This window comes from Desulfovibrio biadhensis, assembly GCF_055388615.1.
Genome location: NZ_AP042477.1, coordinates 360,372 through 378,812, shown reverse-complemented (window position 1 = coordinate 378,812; position 18,441 = coordinate 360,372). Strand labels below are relative to the sequence as shown.

At 49.4% G+C, this 18,441-nt stretch carries 13 protein-coding genes; 10 read left to right on the top strand and 3 right to left on the bottom strand.

Annotated features, from left to right (window positions below; all coding sequences use genetic code 11):
* Nucleotides 1–188 precede the first annotated feature (188 nt).
* Nucleotides 189–1,412: an MFS transporter gene (locus ACZ5EH_RS01590; protein WP_464276391.1), complete on the bottom strand. Its 1,224-nt coding sequence runs from the start codon at nucleotides 1,410–1,412 to the stop codon at nucleotides 189–191.
* 128 nt (nucleotides 1,413–1,540) lie between these two features.
* Between ACZ5EH_RS01590 and ACZ5EH_RS01585 the strand changes: the two genes are divergently transcribed.
* The 3 genes from ACZ5EH_RS01585 (at nucleotide 1,541) to ACZ5EH_RS01575 (ending at nucleotide 5,221) form a co-directional block, all read left to right on the top strand.
* Nucleotides 1,541–2,842, top strand: a complete 1,302-nt coding sequence (locus ACZ5EH_RS01585; RefSeq protein ID WP_464276390.1) for a hypothetical protein — start codon at nucleotides 1,541–1,543, stop codon at nucleotides 2,840–2,842.
* Entirely contained in the window at nucleotides 2,829–3,938 is a 1,110-nt protein-coding gene (hisC, locus tag ACZ5EH_RS01580; RefSeq protein WP_464276389.1) for a histidinol-phosphate transaminase, read from the top strand. Before ACZ5EH_RS01585 ends, hisC begins: the two co-directional genes overlap by 14 nt.
* A 194-nt stretch (nucleotides 3,939–4,132) precedes the next feature.
* Entirely contained in the window at nucleotides 4,133–5,221 is a 1,089-nt protein-coding gene (locus ACZ5EH_RS01575; RefSeq protein WP_464276388.1) for a hypothetical protein, read from the top strand.
* Between the two features lie 404 nt (nucleotides 5,222–5,625).
* Here ACZ5EH_RS01575 and ACZ5EH_RS01570 read toward each other — a convergent pair whose 3' ends face one another.
* Together ACZ5EH_RS01570 and ACZ5EH_RS01565 are read right to left on the bottom strand one after the other, a co-directional pair.
* A complete protein-coding gene (locus tag ACZ5EH_RS01570; RefSeq protein ID WP_464276387.1) occupies nucleotides 5,626–7,047 on the bottom strand; it encodes a hypothetical protein in 1,422 nt (473 codons plus the stop codon).
* Nucleotides 7,048–7,809: 762 nt separating this feature from the next.
* A complete protein-coding gene (locus ACZ5EH_RS01565) occupies nucleotides 7,810–9,993 on the bottom strand; it encodes a glutamine synthetase III family protein (protein WP_464276386.1) in 2,184 nt (727 codons plus the stop codon).
* A gap of 167 nt (nucleotides 9,994–10,160) precedes the next feature.
* Between ACZ5EH_RS01565 and ACZ5EH_RS01560 the strand changes: the two genes are divergently transcribed.
* The 7 genes from ACZ5EH_RS01560 to ACZ5EH_RS01530 all read left to right on the top strand — a co-directional run bounded on the left by ACZ5EH_RS01560 (nucleotide 10,161) and on the right by ACZ5EH_RS01530 (nucleotide 18,094).
* Nucleotides 10,161–10,433: a tyrosine-type recombinase/integrase gene (locus ACZ5EH_RS01560; protein WP_464276385.1), complete on the top strand. Its 273-nt coding sequence runs from the start codon at nucleotides 10,161–10,163 to the stop codon at nucleotides 10,431–10,433.
* 120 nt (nucleotides 10,434–10,553) lie between these two features.
* On the top strand, nucleotides 10,554–11,477 hold the full coding sequence (locus tag ACZ5EH_RS01555) for a Hachiman antiphage defense system protein HamA (RefSeq protein WP_464276384.1): 924 nt from the start codon (nucleotides 10,554–10,556) through the stop codon (nucleotides 11,475–11,477).
* Nucleotides 11,461–14,805, top strand: a complete 3,345-nt coding sequence (locus ACZ5EH_RS01550) for a DEAD/DEAH box helicase (protein WP_464276383.1) — start codon at nucleotides 11,461–11,463, stop codon at nucleotides 14,803–14,805. Before ACZ5EH_RS01555 ends, ACZ5EH_RS01550 begins: the two co-directional genes overlap by 17 nt.
* Nucleotides 14,806–15,241: 436 nt before the next feature.
* Nucleotides 15,242–15,484, top strand: a complete 243-nt coding sequence (locus ACZ5EH_RS01545) for a CopG family ribbon-helix-helix protein (RefSeq protein WP_464276382.1) — start codon at nucleotides 15,242–15,244, stop codon at nucleotides 15,482–15,484.
* Nucleotides 15,465–15,770, top strand: coding sequence for a type II toxin-antitoxin system RelE/ParE family toxin (locus ACZ5EH_RS01540; RefSeq protein ID WP_464276381.1), 306 nt, complete (start codon nucleotides 15,465–15,467; stop codon nucleotides 15,768–15,770). Before ACZ5EH_RS01545 ends, ACZ5EH_RS01540 begins: the two co-directional genes overlap by 20 nt.
* 555 nt (nucleotides 15,771–16,325) lie before the next feature.
* Nucleotides 16,326–17,234 (top strand): potassium channel family protein, encoded by a 909-nt coding sequence (locus tag ACZ5EH_RS01535; RefSeq protein ID WP_464276380.1) that lies wholly within the window; start codon nucleotides 16,326–16,328, stop codon nucleotides 17,232–17,234.
* Nucleotides 17,231–18,094 (top strand): nucleotidyltransferase domain-containing protein, encoded by an 864-nt coding sequence (locus ACZ5EH_RS01530; RefSeq protein WP_464276379.1) that lies wholly within the window; start codon nucleotides 17,231–17,233, stop codon nucleotides 18,092–18,094. Before ACZ5EH_RS01535 ends, ACZ5EH_RS01530 begins: the two co-directional genes overlap by 4 nt.
* Nucleotides 18,095–18,441 lie beyond the last annotated feature (347 nt).

Genomic DNA, 18,441 nt, shown 5'->3' with positions numbered 1-18,441 from the left:
ATAGTCCAAGTGTAATCGCACCCTGCTGTGGTGGCGGTTAAAATGAAGTATTTAGCTTTTTTAGATGGTTGCGGGGTGATAATTGCCTGTATACAGTCTGTTGCAGGGGGGCATCTCTATAAAAACGCGTTTGTTTGTAAAGTGATCTACGCAGTCAAATTGATTCGTGAATATCGGTCCAAGAACCCTCATTCTTTTGCGTGTGGAGCATTTGGAACATGCACGCGCATGAACCTGATGAGGCCGTATGACAGCATCGCGGCCAGGAGCGGGCCCGTTGCAATATACAAAAAGAGGTTGCTCGTAGGCACGCCAATGTTCAGCAGCCCTCCGGCAAGCAAGGGGCCCAGCACATATCCTGCATCCATGGTGAACAACATCAGGTTGGAGTTGAATCCGCGAAGGTGTGGCGGAGAAAGAACGAACATGGATGCATTGAGTTGCGGCATGGCGAAACCGATGCACAGACCGTAAACACCTGCCAGCGTATATATTGATAGTGCTGCTGTTGCCTCGCTGAAGAGTATGAATACCACCCCCATAAGTAGCAGCGTTACCGTGAGCATGGCCGCGCGGTTTACCTTATCCAAAAGGGCGCTGCAGAACACCCGCACCCCTATGGTGACGGCGGTGGAGATGCTGAAAAACAGCCCGGCGTTGGCGATGTTGAGCTCCAGCAATCTGTCTTTCATGAAGAAGAACACCACTGTGGTGGCGGTGAATACCAGTCCGCTGGCGACCAGCAATGAAGCGATTCCAGGCGTTTTGAGGTTTGTCCGGATATCAGCAAGGAGAGGGCGTTGGTTTACGGCCCTGCCGTCTTTGGATCGAATGCGCCTGTGTTTGTTCAGATAGGGCAGGGCCATGAGTGGCAACAGCAACAAAGGAGAGAACAGCGCATAGACATGCGGCTCGCTGCCTACCAGTGACACCAGCCGTTCGGCGATGGGAGGCAGTACCGCATAGGGCAGCAGTGAGGCGATGGTAAAGAATCCGAATGCCTGGCCGCTTCGTTGCGGGGGGATGATCTCGACCAAAATAGTTACCAGGGCGGAGATAAGCAGGACGAATCCCAATCCATGGAAAATGCGGACAAGGGCAAGGGACCAGATGGAGTGCGCCAGGGAATAGGAGCACAGGGCTGCTATCAAAAGTACCAGAGCGCCCCCTACCACCCAAAGACTGTTGCGCGATGTCAGAAACAGGCTGGCTACCGGGCGAATTATCAGGGCTGTGCATGGCTCCAGTGACAGTAAAATTCCCCGCCACAGTGGTGGAATGTGCTGGGTTTCGAGATAGGCATTAAGCCCGTAAAATAGGGATATGTTGCAGAATGCAAGAAAAGCCACGCCCATGAGCACGCAGAATTCGGGTTGCAACAGAGAATTGTCATTTCGAGGGAAAAGTCGCATATTGCCTTTCCGGCTGGAGGTGATCGATCATTGGAACGCTGATGCGCGATTATTGAAGGGCGGCTTTTTTTATGGAGGGGTAAAGAACTGGCTTGCGCAAGCTGCCTATTTTGTCGCCAAGGAATATCATGACTAATTCCCAATCGAGCGTACGTATCAACCTCCCCGCCAAGGAAGCCTGGGTCGGGCTTGTACAGGCTGCGGCCGAACAAGGCGGCAGGGTGTTCGGGTTGGATTCTTCAAAGACGCAACGACTTGTCCATGGGGCGGAGGAATTACTTCTTTTTCTCACCACAGCCGGAGCGGATGCTGTGGAAATGTCCATTCGTCCTTCCGCGACGAGCGTTTTGCTGGAATATTCCTTCACCCTTTCAGACATGGATTTCTCTGCCATGAACATTGTTTCCTCTGCAAGCGAATACGTAGAGGATGATTGGGGGGCCATGTCCCTGTTGCTGGCAACCCGTATGACGGACGGATTCAAGTTGAAGCTGTCCAACCGGCGCATGAGCATTGTCTTGTGGATGGACAAAGCCTATCCGGAACCCAAAATGTTGGAAGTGAGTCAGGTTCGGGTGCAAGGCGGTCTGAGCTTCTCGAACATGACAGATGCTGACGCGTTGTATGAGGCCTGTAGCGCCATTGTGTCGCTTTACCCCCCGCATCACGTTCCCCACTGGTGCAGTAGCCCGGGCAAGATGGCGGACATGATTGTGGATGGAGAGCTTTCCGCTCTTGGCGCACGCGATGGGAGCGGACGTCTGTGCGGCGTTATTTTTTGGCACAACCGCTCTGAACAGAGCATCACTTTTTATGGCCCCTACGATTTTTCCGAGGATCAATCAGTGCGCAGTGAACTTGTCCTGCATTTCTTACGCGCACTGGGGCGCTCCGGAACCAAAACCGTGTTCAGCAGCATCGCCCCGGAACCTCTGGCCGAGTATGGATTCGAGTTGCTGGCGGAAGTCCCTTATATCCTGGAAAACGTTGACACCCCTGTCCACTTCGCCGCTTGGGAAAGGCAGCTGGGTGAAGACTTCGGGGCTTCCATCTGGGCGCACCCTTACTATGCAGATTTTCTCCGTAACAAGTACGAGGAGCTTGAGCTTATACGTGACCTGCGCGAATTCAGCGAGCTTGGAGAGGCGGTTGGAAAAAGTTCTGTTTTCGGCGTGCGGCTGGAACCGCGACTGAGCGAAGTGTTTCTGCATCCCGAGTTCAATGGCAGCGATCTGGGTGAGAATCTTGAAAGGCATGTAAAGAATCTTTCGCAGGCGGGATACAAGAACATTTTTCTCGAGATCGACCTCGGCACTGGGTGGCACGCCGCCCTTGGAGGGTGTCTGGAACGTTGTGGTTTTCAACCTGAACTGCTGCTGCCCAACGGCGGACAGTCCGACATACTGATCTTTCGCAATGTCCAGTCCTGATTTTGAAAATCTCGTCCCCTCGCACATAAGGCTTTTCACCCCTTACAAGCCCAGCCCGCCGGACGCCGAGCTGATGCGGCTTTACGGTCTTAGCAGGCTGCACCGGCTCAACAACAATGAGAACATGCTGGGCCCGTCGCCCGCCGTGCGCAATTTTCTGGAGCAGGTCGATGCCGGTTTGGCGCCTGTCTACCCCCATGGCGATAGTCAGGACCTTCGTGACGCGCTGAGCGCTACTCTGGGGCCGGACCGTGAACAGTTTCTGGTCGGCAATGGCTCCTGTGAACTGATATCCAGTGTCGTCAAGGCCTTTTGCGAGCAGGGCGACAATATCGTGACTGCGGACAAGACCTTTGCAGTCTATGAGTGGGTGGCGGAGTTTTCCGGCGTAGAGGCCAGACTGATCCCTCTTGATACTGACCGGGGATTTGATCCGGACGCCATGTTGGCCGCTGTGGACGAACGGACTAAAATCATCTTTGTATGCAATCCCAACAACCCCACCGGGACCTATTGGAACGAGGCCAAAATGCGCCGGTTTCTGGACGCGGCAGGCAGCAACCGCATTGTGGTGGCTGACGAGGCCTATTTCGAATACGTGGAGCAGGACGACTATCCGGACTGCATCCGATTGTTGGAAGATTACCCCAATCTCGTGGTTTTTCGAACCTTTTCAAAAATGTACGCCCTCGCAGCCCTCCGCGTGGGGTATCTCTGCGCCAGACAAGAAGTTACGGACATTATCCGCCGCACACATGTGGCCTACTCCGTGAACACGCTTGCCCAGATGGCCGCCCGGGCCGCATTGCTGGACCAATCCTCGTTTATTGAAGACACACGGGCCATGGTGCGTAGTGGTCGCAAGATGATCAGCGACGTGTGCGACTCGCTGGGCTTTGCGTTCTTAATGGGGGAGGGCAACTACGTCATGATCAAAACGCCCGTTTCAGACACCCTGTTGCAACGAAAACTGCTGCGAAAAGGCTTCCTTATCCGCACGATGACCGGTTTTCGTTTTCCCAACTGGATTCGTGTCAGCCTGGTGCGGGAGCCTGTCATGGATGCGTTCTGCACGGTCTTTAAAAACTTGTTTTGAGAGCGCTAAGGGCATGATCCTCCATCGTATCAGACACGGGGGGCGCTGCCCTGCGGGGTTGTGAACCGGGAGAGAATATATACTTAACGTTGGCAATCAGGTGGGCATAAAAATAGCGCTTTGCAACAGCAACTTGCATGCAGCTGCACAAACGACTGTTTACTGCCTGCCAGCGCTTCCACCAAGGAGAGGTCATGGGAACTGATTTTCCAAGCGCTGCATCCAGAGCCGCATCACTGAAGCGGCTGGCTGAAGACAAATATATTGTGGAGCCGGATCAAGAGTACACCATCGAGGCCTTCAGGCCAGAGGATGCGCTGCCGGTGGTACGGTGTATCTACGATGTCTACGGGGGCGATCACGCTTTTGATTATGTCTACGACCCCGAGGCCGTGGCGCGGCAATTCACTTCTGGGGAGCAATTCACGGCAGTGGCCCGCACCCCAAAGGGAGATGTGCTGGGCATGATCAGCCTGTACCACTGCCCACCGTGGCCCGGGACATTTGAAGGGGGGCAGTTGATGATTATGCAAAACTGCCGCGACGCCACCATGGGCCTGAAATTGTGCAAGTACGCGGCAACCATCCTGGCCTCCACCGCCAACGCAGACGCTGTTTACGTCGAGGCAGTCTGCACGCATGTTTTCACCCAGTACGCCTGCCGCAAAAACAAGTATATTGAATGCGGGCTGGAAGTGGACGCCATGCCGGCCGGCGCCTTTTCTTCTGGTGATGCTCAGGTTGCGGAAAGGACGAGCATGCTCCTCTATTTTCTGGTGCGGAACGACCGCCCGCATAATGTGTACCTGCCTGAGTCGGCCAAGAACCTGGCCCAAGGGGTCTATGACCGCCTGCAATTGGAGCGAACTCTGCAAGAGGGCGCTTCTGACCAGCGGGCCGAGGCGTCTGCGCTTACCACGATTGCACTCCCGGACGTGGGGCTCATGCGTTTGCAGGTGGAGAAGGCAGGGAACGATCTGGCCCCCCTTGCAGCCCAAGCCGAACAAAAGCTGGATTCCGGCGCCGTGCAAATCATACTCAATCTGGCCGACCCGGCGACGCCGGCAGCCGCGTCGGAACTCCGCGCCAGAGGCTACTTTTTGGGAGGTCTCATGCCGCTCTGGTTCGGCACGGACGGCCTGCTTTTACAGCGTCTGAAAACGCCCCCTGATTTCGATGCGCCCAAGATCGGCTCCGCTGCAGGCAAGGATATACTGCGCCAGGTCCGCGAAGACATGGAGCGCCTGCCTGCGCCATCCTTTGCTTGGGGGGAAATGCCCTAGCGTATATTGGATGAAGACCGCTCCCAGTAAGGGCGGTCTTTTTTTCTTCATTGCCACCGAAAAAAGGGGTTGTCCTGAATATTGGGCAACCCTTTGTAATTTTTGGGAAGATGGAATCGTGTCGACGGCCTCTTGCATGTCGTGTGAGAATTAAAGTGTGTAGCGTTCGAAATGCTTCAGTTTTATTTGGAGCAAACAGATAAGCAGTGTGGTTGGCTAGGTATTAGCGGTTTTTGGATGATGGTGTGGTTTGCTATTTCAAAGATGAGGGCCATCGTTAACGGTTATTTACTGCAACCTATTTAACCAACTCACGCTGACCATTACTTAATACATGCTATGTTTTTCCCCTGATTGTCTAAAAACGCCGCTTAGTAGTCCAAAAAAGTTGGCTCCACTTCACTTTAGACTAAGTCACAAACTGGAGATTGTGTAAGGATGTAGGAGAGCTTCTCCTCAAGTTCTTCCAGAGTCTCTGGCTGGCATGGCAGACACGGGTCTTGCAACCAGTCGATCACCCGATAAATAACAAAGGCGCTTGCTCGCCCAAGTTTGTGTATTGGGATATCTTGGACTAATTTTTCTACGTCTATGCTACCGTGTGCTATTGCAGAACGAGCCGAATACCCCTTTGTGAAAAGGGCATACAACTCATGAAAATCTTTCTCCTTTTCTGCTGCTAGAGCCGCAGCCCTAAGGGCATACGTCTTAACAATGTCTTTCGTGTCACGCTTTGTAGGCAATAACACCGTCTCAGTTGCGATCACGTAGTTTAAGATACTGTATTCTGGGCTGATATCGTGAACAGCCTCACCAAATTTGTTAAGGCTATGAATCAGTTTCAGCGACAACTTGTCTAATTTGTCGAGATTAGATCTTGCCCTGAGCAGGCAGGCAACTTGATCGAAAAGAAACCGAACTTTAGTATCATGGATTACTTCGTTGAAGTGCTTTGGAGCGTATATGCTGTTCCACTTTATGGCAATTTCGTAACTGTACTTTCCATTGGTTTGTGTCAGCATTGGCGTTTTCACACGGCTTGGGGGAGTGCCTACTTCAAATGCCTGAGAGAACTCTGCCCCAAAGGCAAGCTTGATAATCGCAATGGCGGTCTCAACGTTCTTCAGTGCAATCTCCCGTGAAATTTTGTCTGAACAAGGGGCAACAACTGATGCGGCAACCCATTCAGCTTTTTCAAACTCCTCTAAATGATCTTCTTCTAACATATTAATTTGCTGAAAAGCTTCGTCGTGGGAGCTTGAGACACTGGAGTTCCCCTTTTTTTTAAGCCTTTTCCATTTCAGAAGAACATCCTGGACATTTTGCTCGACCGAAGAATCCCTTTTTTCCTTGTACTCATCCAAAAATTGCGAGGCAGGTTTAAACTCAACAGGGCCGATTTTGATAGATTCATTGCCATTTGGGATGTACAACCTGCAAGGGAAAAAGTGCGTTTTCGCAACCATGTTATCAAATGCTTTTTGAAATACCCTATGCAGCATTCGAGAGAGGTTTTTTTCATTGATTTCCAATTCTCCGCTAAGAAGATGCTGTGAGAACTCTTTTTTAAACGGAACGATGAGTGGATCAATATCTATCATCAGATGCTTGTACTTCAAATTCCTATATCCCTTAATTATATCGCAGAGGGCGAAATGAGCTTCACGCCCACACACAAGCTTCCCTTTCCCCTTTGGATGAGGAACATCAGAAAGGACATCCCAAATATCCAACTTTTTCCACGCATCTCTGGATTCTTGTATGGCATCATGAATTCGTACGATTTCGTTAGCCGCAAATTTCGCTTTTTCCACCAAATCTTCCATTCGTTCTCCATTTGCAAACTACTCGTGCTAGCGACTCATTCGCCACGACCAAAAGACTAGTATATATACTATTGGCCTATAGCACTGGATAAAGTACAAGAACACCATACCTATTTTAACCACTCCAAGCTAGACCTAGCACCACCCTATATCCACTAAAACACAGTTCACACAAGCCTTTAATCATTTGTCTCGAACACTTTGGTAAGTAGTCGATTGACAAGCCGTTCACCACCAAAAGAAAAAGGCGCGATCAGCTAATCAATCTCTACGGTCCAGTTCTATGGGGGCAGGTCAATTTTTCTTCGAAAATTTTAGTGGTGAAGCTGGGAGGAATTGAACCAGCGGCCTCTTGCATGTCGTGCTTGGCGAGCACCCAAGATGCGTTGATTCTATAAAATTTTTGTGTTCGCGAGGACACTTATCGGAATCTTGCGGAATTCAGGTATACCGCCGGTCCATCGGTGACCCAAAGCTCATCGATACTTTTTGGAATGTCTCTGAGAAACGTTGATCCGTTCCTAACTGGTACGGACAATAGAGAGGCAAAGAAACCTGCAACAGAGGCACTGGGGCAGGTTGATTCCCCGTCCTTTCAAATGGAAATGGGAAGACTGGGCGAAGTACGTTGGGGGCAGAAGGGCTAGATGGTCAGCTATCACTGCCTCATGGTCCGAAAGTCTGGGTAGGGCAGAATCAGATACGCAGAAGCCCGGCTCCTGATGGAGCCGGGCTTCTTTATTTCTGTGTGCGAAGAAAGCTCTATTTGATGAAGAGCATTTCCTGGTAGCTAGGCAGAGCCCACAGGTCGTCGGCGACGATCTTTTCCAGAGCGTCGGCGTACTTGCGAACTTCCAGCATGGCGGGCAGAGTGGTGTCCTTCTTGTAGAGCGCTTCTTCCTGCACGCTGGCGAAGTCTTCCTTCTCCATGACCTTCTCCAGAGCGCCCACGGCTTCCTGCAGGCTGCGCAGCGTGGCAGTCACTTCTTCCAGGATAGCGGTGGTGGGCTCGATGCCGGCGGTCTTCATATCGGCGCAGACCTTGGCGAGCTCGCCCTGGTAACGGATGGCGGAGGGCAGGATGGTGGTCTTGGCCACGTCAATTGCCATCAAGGACTCGGTCAGAATGTGCTGGTTGTACTGCTCGAAGTAGATCTCCTCGCGGGATTCCAGCTCTTCCTTGCTCAGAACAGCGTACTTCTCGAACACGGACACAACTTCGGGAGAGCTCAGCACGGGCAGTGCGTCGGGAGTGGTCTTCAGGTTGGGCAGGCCGCGCTTGGCCGCCTCGGCGTGCCACTCGTCGGAATAGCCGTCGCCGTTGAAGATGACCTGACCGTGCTCCTTGATGATGGCCTGGATGACGGTCTGGCAAGCTTCGTTCAGCTTGCTGGCGTCACCCTTGGTGATCTTTTCGATCTCATCGGAAACGTAGTCCAGGGACTCGGCGATGATAGTGTTCAGGGCTACCTGAGCACCGGCGATGGACTGGTTGGAGCCAACAGCGCGGAACTCGAAGCGGTTGCCGGTGAAAGCGAAGGGGCTGGTACGGTTACGGTCGCCAGCGTCCATGGGCAGCGGAGGCAGGGTGTCTACGCCCACTTCCAGGCAATCCTTGCACTTCACGCCCTTGATATCGCCTGCCTTGATCTGTTCGAAGATGTCGGCCAGCTGTTCGCCCAGGAAGATGGAGATGATGGCCGGCGGGGCCTCGTTGGCGCCCAGACGGTGGTCGTTGCCAGCGGTGGCGACAACGGCGCGCAGCAGCTTGCTGTACTTCTCAACCGCGCGGACGGTGGCAGCCACGATGGTCAGGAACTGCATATTTTCGTGCGGGGTGTCACCGGGGTTGTACAGAGATCCCTGGGTGGCGGTGGAGATGGAGTAGTTCAGGTGCTTACCGGAACCGTTGATGCCGGCGAAGGGCTTTTCGTGCAGCAGGCAGGCCATGCCGTGGCGTTTGGCAACGGACCTCAGGGTGGTCATCAGCATCTGGTTGTGGTCGGTGGCCAGGTTGGACTGCTCGAAAATGGGAGCGATTTCGAACTGGCCGGGAGCCACTTCGTTGTGGCGGGTCTTGACCGGAACGCCCAGCTTGTACAGCTCGTTCTCAACTTCCATCATGAAGGACAGCACGCGGCGGGGAATAGCGCCGAAGTAATGGTCGTCCAGCTCCTGGCCCTTGGCTGGCTTGGCGCCAAAAAGGGTGCGACCGCAAACCATCAGGTCGGGGCGGGCAAAGTAGAAGTTGCGATCCACCAGGAAGTATTCCTGCTCGGGGCCAGCGTTGGAAATAACCATCTCGCCGTCGTCGGTGCCGAAGATGTCCAGCAGGCGGCGTGCGGACTTGTTCAGAGCCTGGTTGGCGCGAAGCAGCGGGGTCTTCTTATCCAGAGCGTGTCCCTTCCAGGAAACGAACGCGGTGGGGATGCACAGGAAGGTGCCGTTGGGATTTTCAAGAATGTAAGCCGGGTTGGTGACGTCCCAAGCGGTGTAACCGCGGGCTTCGAAGGTGGCGCGCAGGCCGCCCGAGGGGAAGCTTGATGCGTCAGGTTCGCCCTGGATCAGAAGCTTGCCTTCAAATTCGGCAATGGCGCCGCCCTCTCCGTCAGGAGCCAGGAAACCGTCGTGCTTCTCGGCGGTCAGACCGGTCAGGGGGTAAAATACGTGGGTGTAGTGGGTGGCGCCCTTGGACAGGGCCCATTCCTTCATGGCCGCAGCCACGGGACCAGCTATGGAAGGGTCGAGCTTTTCGCCGTTTTTCTTGGTCTTCATCAAGGACTTGTAGATGTCCTTGGGCAGCATCGCCTTCATTACCTTGTCGCTGAATACGTTGGAGCCGAAAATCTCCGTGGGGCTGGTCTTGGAGAAATCCAAGGCGGCTACTTCGGGGGTGTAGTTGGTAATTGCCTGAATGGCGCTACGGCGCACCTGGTATCCACTCATAAATCTGTCTCCTTAATAAGTAATGTATTACCCTACACATCCGGGCAAAATTCGTTTTTCATTAGACCGCTTTTTATAGCACATGTTAGGCCAAATTAAATTTACGCAGTAAAATCGGCTGATAGTTACGTTGGGCTAAAAAAATTTTTTAATTAATTTTTACAAATTTGCCATACAAGCGCCCCAAAAACAGAAGGAACTTTACATTTTTAGAAAAAAGGGTGCCTGCCGCCTGCCGCCGCGCCAAGATCAGTGACGACGGCATCAATTACGACATCCGTCACCTCTTTTGCTCCAGCATGCTGTCACAGAGGGCGTCGCCGAACGCTGTATCCCGCCTCATGGGGCATGCCAGCACGAAGATGACCTTGGACCGATATGGCCATGTCATGCCGGGTGACGAGGACAGAGCTATCGAGCTGCTGCCGGTGATTGAGTAGGAAGGAGAAGATTGTTGCGAGGTTCAGGGACGTCAGAAATGGCGTCCCTTTTCTTGGGTCACCTGGCTATCATTTTTTCCTTAACAGCCCTATGCTATTCTGAAAGACGACAAACCCATCATGAGGATTGACCACAAGCAATATCGTGTCGTAAATAATCCCATACCTCTTTACACATACAGCAACCATGCTCGACCTTTCGTTATGCCAAGAAAAAAACCAACTCTTCCCGAAGCTGAATCCATTATAGGCCAACACCCCGAAGGTGAATCATTCGGAGCTGATACCACTTATGATGATGGCCATACCGACTCTAAGGTGCCACACAGAGCCCTCACGCTGCCGGAAGAATGTGTTGAACAAACAGTAGCCCAATTACGTGGCGCATTAATCAACCACCATGCTGACGAGGGTAAAATTGCTAGAATAAAAAGTCAGTTGGAGCGCTTGGGTTTTGATCATTCAAAACTCCAAACATGCCCAATTCCAAGAGCCGACAAAACACGGAAAGGCAATTTAGCTGAGATATTTTTAGCTGAGTATGTTTCAACTACAGCGGAGGCAGACCTGCCAGTTTTTCGCCTTCGATACAATCCCAACACTGAGCAATCCATGAAGGGCGATGATGTACTTGTTTTTGACTTTAACCAAGAGCCTGTAAGAGTTTTCATTGGGGAGGCAAAATATCGAGGAGCTTCATCAAAAGAGGCTGTCAAAGATATGGTAAAAGCACTCTTCTCATCTCATCGAATAGGAGTTCCTGCCTCACTACAGTTTGTGGCTGATCGCTTATTTGAAACTGGACAATCAGAACTCGGCCAACGCGTAGAAGATTGCGCAGCAAGCATTGCCAACGGAAATCATGACCTAAGATATGTGGGGCTACTCATGAGTACTGGCAGATGTAAAAAACATGTGGACGAGCACACCGAGGCGTCGGCTCCTAATCTTGTTGTTTTGTCCTTTACCGCAGACAATCTCACAGAATTCTATCAGTCTTGTTACGAACACATTGAGGAGGAAGCCTTTGGCACTCCCAACTGATGTAGCCAAGAGCATCCTTGGCGCTCATGACACAGACAGGCTTCGTCACCTCTTCGCTCAAGCAAATGCCAGCTCTGTTTTATATGAGGTAAAAGAAGAACAAGAGAATTTTCCACACTTCGATCCGTATTTAATCGAAAAAGTTACTTCTTCCGCCTACGCTATTCTTGCTGCTGGGGCCAGCCTGCACGAAGCAGAGCCAAGCCTAGAATCCTCAGCCGCTTTAGAGAAGGCGGCGACACTATTACTAAATACCCACTTCACACATGCTCAAGATGATATTGCCAGCTCAAATCATGTGCTGGTTGCTGCGATGGCGTTTTACGCCTGTGGGCAGTATTCACGATCGTTTGTTGCCATTAAGCCTGTTCATTTGACTTCTCGAATCGCGGCAATGATATCGTTATTTCTTCGTAGGCGCAGAAAGAGCTTGATTGGAGTATTAAACGATGTGCTCCTCGCGGACATGGAGCCGCCATCCTGCGTTTCGCTGGTATGCGAACCAGCTATCGAAATTTCCGTTGCCCAAGCCCTATGTCACATTCTTGAGTTTCAGGCTTCTGGAAACAACATCCACATTGAATTAGCACTTGTCTCAATTGACGCGGGAATGGAAATCGCGTCTGAATGTATGTCCCCAGCCCTCTGGTGGGTCACAAGGCTATTGAAACTCATGATCAGAGGTTTCAAGGATTCTTCATTATGGGATTGTCTTCCACCATTTTTTCCAGATGCTCCCCATTTGTTAAAGAAATATATTCAGCTTTCAGCATTCGCCTCAAATCCCGTTATCGAACTGTGGGCCTCCCAAAAGGAATCTATTCCAATCGCTTTAGATACTGAAAGGCCAGGCGTTGTAGTCAACATGCGTACAAGCGCTGGAAAAACACGTGTTGCCGAATTGGCTATACTTCAAACCCTCACTTCCGATCCCTCAGCGAAAATCCTTTATATTGCCCCCTACCGATCTTTGGCCCTGGAGATAGAACAGTCATTATGCCAGATATTCGACTGGCTTGGCTTTCAAGCGTCCCACTTATATGGCGGCTTTAGGTTTAGCGCGGTTGATAGGCTCCTCGCCGACGAGGCGACCATTACCATTGCGACTCCTGAAAAGACGAGAGCCATAGTTCGCTCATCTCCAGAAATGCTATCGGGGTACAAACTTATTGTTGTCGACGAAGGGCACTTGATAGGAGCTGATGAACGCCTGATTAGAAACGAGTTGTTTCTTGATCACTTACGTGTGGTGTGTGCCGCGTCGGGTGGCAGGTTAATCTTGTTGTCTGCCGTATTGCCGAACCCTGCTGAGTTGGCTCATTGGATAGGCGGAGCACCGGAGAATGTCGCGAAGTCAAATTGGAAGCCATCGGTCGAGCGATTTGGTCTCCTCCGCTGGAATGGAAGCCGTGTTCGGATAGACTGGAAAGGCGAATTCGAATCATTCAATCCTAGATTTATTGAATCAGGACCACTTGGTTGGGGGAGAAGAAGAAATCCTTTCCCCAATAGCAAAAATGAAGCTATAGCCGCGACTGCCGTTCGCCTCACATCTATTGGTCCTGTAATGATTTTTTGTGGCCAAGCGAGAAGCGTGCCAGGAATGGCTAAGTGTGTACTCATGGCTTTAGGCCAAAATCCAGATGAACATCAATGGCCTGAACACTTATGGAACACATTCGCAGCGTCGTGCAGAGAAGAGCTAGGCGAAGATGACATCATTTTCGATGCCGCCAAGGCGGGCGTTATATGTCACAGTAATAAATTACCCTCTCAAGTCCGTATGGCGACTGAAAGACTTATGAGGTCAAAAGCTCCGAAAATTATTATCGCGACATCCACACTTGCCCAAGGGGTCAACATTGGTATTTCCAGTGTTATCATAGCGTCTCCATACATTGGAGAAGAAGCACCTATTACTCACCGAGATTTTTGGAATATTTGCGGGCGGGCGGGACGAGCGTTTGTGGATGGGGAAGGAAAAATCCTTTATGCAATTGATGAAACAAAAAAATCGTGGCAAGTCCGCAAGGCAAATGAGTTAGCGGAGGGATACTTCAACATAAAAAACACAGACCCTGTCCGCTCTGGTTTACTACACTGTGTCACGATCATGAAGAATTACGCCGCGTCGGTGGGCGTCGATTTTGAGACACTTGTGGGACTTGTGGCTGAAAATGATTTTTCCGCGATGGGAGAGCAAGCGGGAACTTATAGCTATATATTCTCGATGATGGATGACGCTTTGCTCGCATTGGTTGAAGACCCGTGCATCCAATTCGATACTGAGAATCCCCTTACAATAATAGACCATGTCTTCCGAGCGTCGCTCGCTTCGATTCAAGCACGGAACGCTGTGGACGGTATATCAGATGATGACCTGATCAGTTTTCTTCAAAGCAGAGTCACCTATCTTCTTTCCGATTGTCCTGATCCTAACAAAAGGCAAGCGTATGTGTCCTCGGGATTACCCTATCTATGCGTTAAAAATCTTCACCGCGATCTGGAGGATTGGAAAAACGCGATAGACGAATCATCAACAGAAGAATTGCCAATTGATCGCTTCCTGTGGCTTTTGGAGTGGATCGAAGAATGGGCACGAGGCAATGGGGTTGGAGTTGTAAAAGATTGGCCGGAGAAAGAAGTGCTTAATGATGTCAGGGCAGGATGGTTGGGGGGCGTGCCGACATCAGAACTGGCCGAAACGGTTGGTAACGCTTTGTATATTTGCAAAGACATCTATGGATTTCAACTGCCTTGGCTTATTCATGCGGGCTCCCAGCTCTTCAGCAAGAATGGTGAAGAATGCTATTCGGAGATTCTTGGCATCGTAGCAACCCTCGTTGAACTTGGACTGCCCAGCATGACCGCAGTTAATATATTTCTCGCAGGAGTCCGATCCAGAGTGGCAGCATGCGAGCTTGCTGCTTTAGATGAAGAATGGAAAGACACCCCAGGGAAAATACGAAAGCAACTTTGCTCGCCAGATTCTTTGTCACGTATTGAGCCACAGGTCAGTGAAGACACAAACTGTTGGTTAAAGCTAATTGATGCCGACACAGGAAGAAAAGACTTCTCTGTTCCAAAATTTGAGAAGTTCACTATGAATAAGTATTGGAAACAACTTCCTGAGAAGATCCTCGTGAGAAAGCATAACGAGTCTCTCTTCTTATGCTCTCCAGATGGACGTCAACGGGTGAGCGTGAAGTGTGAATCTAAATGGCCTTTTATGTATCTTGCCAACGATCTCAGATTTTCGTTTACTTATGACGGGAGCTCTTACCAACTAGACATTCGTGATCCACGCATACAACCAGATGATTCCTAACCATTTGATACGGCGAAGGATAACGGCTTTTTTTTCATGACATTGCAGCATGGATAAAAACGCGCCCCTATAAACGCCTAGCCTATGTTCACACCCGGTTCACCGGCAGGGTCACCGCAAAAGAAAAGGCCCGGTTATCTTGAACGATAACCAGGCCTAATTCTTTAGAAATATCTGGTGGAGCTGGAGGGAATCGAACCCACGACCTCTTGAATGCCATGCACGAGGATAGGTTCGTAAGCCTCGAAATACTTTGACTCTTTATTTCTAAGTCAACAGAAAATCAGTGGTGTTGGAGATGTGTTAATGCATTGGGTTGACCGGATGGTTGACCAAATGGTGAGCGGCTCCCGTTACCATCGTTTTTCTCCTTACCAACCCACACTGGACATTTTTTCACCGGCGACATACATTGTGTCATACAGGAGGGAGCAATATGCCTTCAATGGTAAGCACACGATTTGATACCGCCACTCTTGAGCGGCTGGATGAGGCGGTACGTGCGTTAGGACAAACCAGATCCGGGTTGATTAAAGACGCCGTCAATCACTACCTGGAATATTTGACATGGTACTCAGCCGAGGTCCAGAAAGGACTTGATGATGTTGAAGTCGGTCGAGTCTTTTCCCATGAGGAAGTTGCAGAGAAACTGAAAAGGCTTGGCGTTGAACTCGATTAACTGGACCGAATCCGCCTACGCTGACCTGACAGACTTACTAAGCTACTTCCGAGATCAGGGAGAACCAGATGTTGGGAAAATACTGGTTGCCAAAATTCACAAGGCAACTGGCACGCTAAGTACATTCTCCCACGCAGGTCGGGCTGGACTACTGAAAGACACAAGAGAACTGGTCATTCCTCATATTCCGTACTTTCTGGTTTCTCAGGTGCGGCAGGATGTCGTTAATGTATTGCGGGTGATGCATACATCGCAGCTTTGGTCGGGAAACATCGAAAACGAATAAGGTTGTTGGATTTTTCTTCTAAAACGCTTCTCACCAACAACTAGGTATAATATCCTTCTACTCCAGGGACTCTTTTTTGTGAGTACTATGTAGTTTTATATAAGCTCTTATCAGCTTGGTTAAATCGCACTCATCCGCTCCCGCCAAGATTTTATACCCCTGGATATACGGATGTTATCAAGAAAGATTGGGCGATATGGCTCTCAATCGAAGAAGTGGCTTATCTGCACGAAGCGCTAAAAACAATTCCACCTCACACACCATCAAACACAGTTCATGCATATCCTTATTTAGCTATCTCAAACACTCTGGTCAACACCCGATTTACCATCTGGCTCACCACCAAAAGAAAAAGGACCGAGCAGCTTGTCAAACTAAACAGTCCTTATTCTTGAGGAAATTTGAGTTGTACAAACGGGTTAGCCCATCATCTATGGCACCTTTCCTGCCAGTCTTCCCATCGATTCTGAGTAAAACACTTGCACAATTTACTACCACCTTGTAAATACAGATAAACATCTAAAGTCAAGAATAGCGCATTGAGGGAGACGAGTTGTGGCTCAAGATACTTTTTTCAAACTTCAAGGGACGTGCAATAAGATTGAAAGCCAAGAGAAGCTTTCTAGTATCTTGCGTAACGGGAAAGGATTTCGTGACGGGATATACATACCAGACATTTGGAATTACTCTAAAGACGAAACTCCATCTTTAAAAGAGCTGTACTTTGAAAATTGCAGCTTTAGTAAAACAACTTCGAAAGGTTTATATTTTGTTTCTTGCAAATTTTTTAATTGTTTATTTATAGACACACAGTTTGATAAATGCGAATTCCATGACTGTGAATTCATTGGTTGCAACTTCTTCAAAACAACATTGGACAATTGCTATCTCAACCCCGCTTCAATCAAGGGGATAAGTAAAATTAAACACTCTAACATAGCTCTGGGAATTTTTTCTGAACTTATAAAAAATGCAAAACAAGTTGAAAACCCAAACTTCCAATCTGATGCTGAATTTTACTACAAAATATATCGAAGGTATCAAAAGAGATATCGTTTAAAAGTGAAAAAAAATCAAAAACGATTGTCTGTGAACTGGATAGTCAAACTTATTCAGTTCATAGTTACTTTCATTGCTGATTTCCTTTGGATGCTTATCTCTGGTTATGGAATGCGTTCGAGATATGTTGTCTTTTCAGGAATCTCATTCATATGCATCCTAACGTATATAAACTATCGATTTGATTCATTAATTGATGGTATATCAAATAGTGCTGACCAGTTTGCAAAGGGTGTAGATTCTTTATATTTTTCCGTAATGACAATAACAACATTAGGCTATGGCTCCGTAACTCCAACAAATCCTGAAGGGAAACTGTGGGTTGCATTCCAAGCCATAACAGGAGTCGTGTGGCTCACGGCTTGCGCCAGTGTAATAGTAAAGAAAATAGTGAGGTCGTCATGAGCAGCACGTCTGTCATGCTCTTTGGATCAGTTGCACGGGGTGACAGCTCGAAGAACAGCGACATAGATTACCTAGTTGTTTCAGATGAGCCAGAGGCATCAATCGAGTGCGATTTGCCCAACGTATCAACATCTAAATACACTTGGGCAGAGTTCTATGAACTAGCTGAGAAAAAAATGCTTTTCATCCAGCACCTCAAACATGAAGGGATAATCCTTTCAGATGAGGGAAAACGACTTGAAAAGATATTCTCCGCCTTTTCACCCAAAAAAAGCTATCGCAAAGACTTCGACGCGACCAGATTATTGCTTGAGTTGCTTTCGGTTATACCTGAGCAAAATCATTCACGATTATGGTACTCAGATGTCCTTTTTGTAGTCTTTAGGAATTTAATGATTACAGACCTCGCGGACCAAGGTCAGTATATTTTCTCACCCAAGACACTGACATCAACTTTCGGTGATGAAGTCTGGAAAGCGATGGAGGTTATACGAGAAGCGAAACATGCATATAGGGAAAGAAAGCCACATCAAGCCCCTACTTGCGATTTCATTAAAAAAGCCATAGCGACAGCGACAAAAGCCCTTTCTCTTGACTTCACACCATCATATGGTTCCGAGGTTGAATTCGTTTCCAATCTCACTGACCTAACTGCAACAGGAACTCCTTGGTATCGAAGAGTGCGTGCAGCTGAGGGCTTGTTGACCCATGCTTATCGCGGCGATATCCCTTCAGACGTGTGGGACATCCACAAAAGCATCATAACAAATCAAATCGGCTACAGATCATTTTCATCTCATTTCAAGCGCGACGAAGCTATCTTCCAAATTGTTGAGGCTGCCTTTTGCGCCCACCATTAAAGCAGGACAAGCGAACCTTTCACAAAGACTATGAAGGGGCTGCAACCTCATACACCCTCAAACACAGTTCATACACGCCTTTAATTCGTGATCTTAAACACTTCTCCCAACACCCGGCTCGCCAAATAGTTCACCATCAAAAGAAAAAGGACCGGCTAGCCTATCAAGCTAAACAGGCATTTTTCTTTGAAAATTTCTGGTGGAGCTGGACGGAATTGAACCGACGGCCTCTTGAATGCCATGCCAGGGAATTTGCCTTTATCCCTTGAAATTGTTGGAACTATATTTTTGAGTATAATACTTTTTCAGGGATGTTGGATAGGTGTTAGAGGCACTTGGTTCACCAG

Coding starts and splice junctions, on each gene's coding strand:
- ACZ5EH_RS01590 (WP_464276391.1), bottom strand. CDS start 1,412: ATGCGACTTTTCCCTCGAAATGACAATTCTCTGTTGCAACCCGAATTC.
- ACZ5EH_RS01585 (WP_464276390.1), top strand. CDS start 1,541: ATGACTAATTCCCAATCGAGCGTACGTATCAACCTCCCCGCCAAGGAA.
- hisC (WP_464276389.1), top strand. CDS start 2,829: ATGTCCAGTCCTGATTTTGAAAATCTCGTCCCCTCGCACATAAGGCTT.
- ACZ5EH_RS01575 (WP_464276388.1), top strand. CDS start 4,133: ATGGGAACTGATTTTCCAAGCGCTGCATCCAGAGCCGCATCACTGAAG.
- ACZ5EH_RS01570 (WP_464276387.1), bottom strand. CDS start 7,047: ATGGAAGATTTGGTGGAAAAAGCGAAATTTGCGGCTAACGAAATCGTA.
- ACZ5EH_RS01565 (WP_464276386.1), bottom strand. CDS start 9,993: ATGAGTGGATACCAGGTGCGCCGTAGCGCCATTCAGGCAATTACCAAC.
- ACZ5EH_RS01555 (WP_464276384.1), top strand. CDS start 10,554: ATGAGGATTGACCACAAGCAATATCGTGTCGTAAATAATCCCATACCT.
- ACZ5EH_RS01545 (WP_464276382.1), top strand. CDS start 15,242: ATGCCTTCAATGGTAAGCACACGATTTGATACCGCCACTCTTGAGCGG.
- ACZ5EH_RS01530 (WP_464276379.1), top strand. CDS start 17,231: ATGAGCAGCACGTCTGTCATGCTCTTTGGATCAGTTGCACGGGGTGAC.